Here is a 1,398-nt window from a genome sequence, read left to right as displayed (position 1 = left end):
TGACGATCTCTACCTGCATCCCCGCCGCCTCCAACACAGCAGCATAATGCTGTGCCAGCAGGATAGTATCCTCTACAACCAGTATGTTATATGATCCTCCCCCAATAAGTTGGTCCACCCTTATGATGAGTAAAACGGAGGACCGAAAATGGGAATCAAACGACACAAACCGGAAGAAATCGTCCAGAAACTGCGGCAAGTTGAAGTCCTGGTTGGACAAGGCACTGCCCGCATCGATGCGATCCGAGAGATCGGCATTACCGAGCAGACTTACTACCGCTGGCGCAAGAAGTATGGCGGGATGGGGATTGACCAGTTAAAGGAGCTGAAACGGCTACAGAAGGAGAATGAACGTCTGCGCAAGGCCGTTTCTGATCTGACACTGGATAAGCAGATTCTGTCGGAGGCTGCCAAGGGAAACTTCTGAGCCCCTCGCGTCGCAGGGCCTGCATCGAACACGTTCGCCGTATGATGGCTGTCTCAGAGCGAAGAGCCTGCCGTGTACTCGGACAATATCGTTCAACCCAGCGCCGTATTCCACAGGGGCCTCGTGATGAAGCACGACTTGTCGCTGACATGATTGCACTGACAAGGGAGTATGGCCGTTATGGTTACCGTCGTATCGCCGCTCTCCTGAGAGAGGCTGGCTGGCAGGTCAACGACAAGCGTGTCGAGCGCCTGTGGCGCAAAGAGGGGCTAAAAGTACCCAGTAAGCAGAAGCCGCGTGGCCGTTTATGGCTCAATGACGGTTCCTGTATCAGACTCCGTGCACAATACAGAAATCATGTCTGGTCCTACGACTTTGTCCACCATAGAACCGATGATGGCAGAGCCTTCCGGACATTGAACCTGATTGATGAATACAGTCGGGAATGTCTGGCAATCCGGGTGAAACGTAAGTTGAACTCAGCCGATGTCATTGATGTGCTGACTGACCTGTTCATTCTGCGTGGGGTACCGGCCTATATCCGTTCGGATAACGGTCCCGAGTTTATTGCTGAGGCAGTGAGGAGGTGGATCGCTGCTGTCGGCGCTAAGACGGCATACATCGAACCAGGCTCACCTTGGGAGAACGGCTACTGCGAGAGCTTCAATGCCCGGTTCAGGGATGAGTTGCTCAATGGTGAGGTCTTTTACACGCTACACGAAGCGAAAGTGATCATTGAACAATGGAGAAAACATTACAACACCAAGCGGCCACATAGCTCGCTGGGCTATCGCCCTCCAGCTCCTGAATCCATCATTCCACTGGAGCTGAAACCGGCGATGAACTAACATTCAAACCGGACCACTTGCTGGGGGCAGGTCAAGGCGTTAACGACCTTTGCCGCCAGATTGGGATCAGGGCTATCGTAGCTGATCCTTATAACACGTGACTGCCTGATGGTCTCGAGCAGC

General features: G+C 53.3%; 1 protein-coding gene. It reads left to right on the top strand.

The genetic code is table 11. The features are described from left to right. Window positions 1–148 precede the first annotated feature (148 nt). A protein-coding gene (locus BOW51_RS10790) for an IS3 family transposase (protein WP_135568284.1) occupies window positions 149–1,275 on the top strand; the annotation gives its coding sequence in 2 pieces (ribosomal slippage) (window positions 149–413 and window positions 413–1,275; 1,128 coding nt in all). Window positions 1,276–1,398 lie beyond the last annotated feature (123 nt).

This window comes from Solemya elarraichensis gill symbiont (genome assembly GCF_002021095.1).
Classification (GTDB): domain Bacteria; phylum Pseudomonadota; class Gammaproteobacteria; order Chromatiales; family Chromatiaceae.
The sequence above is the reverse complement of the archived record's forward strand: the minus strand, read 5'-3'. Positions and strand labels throughout refer to the sequence as shown.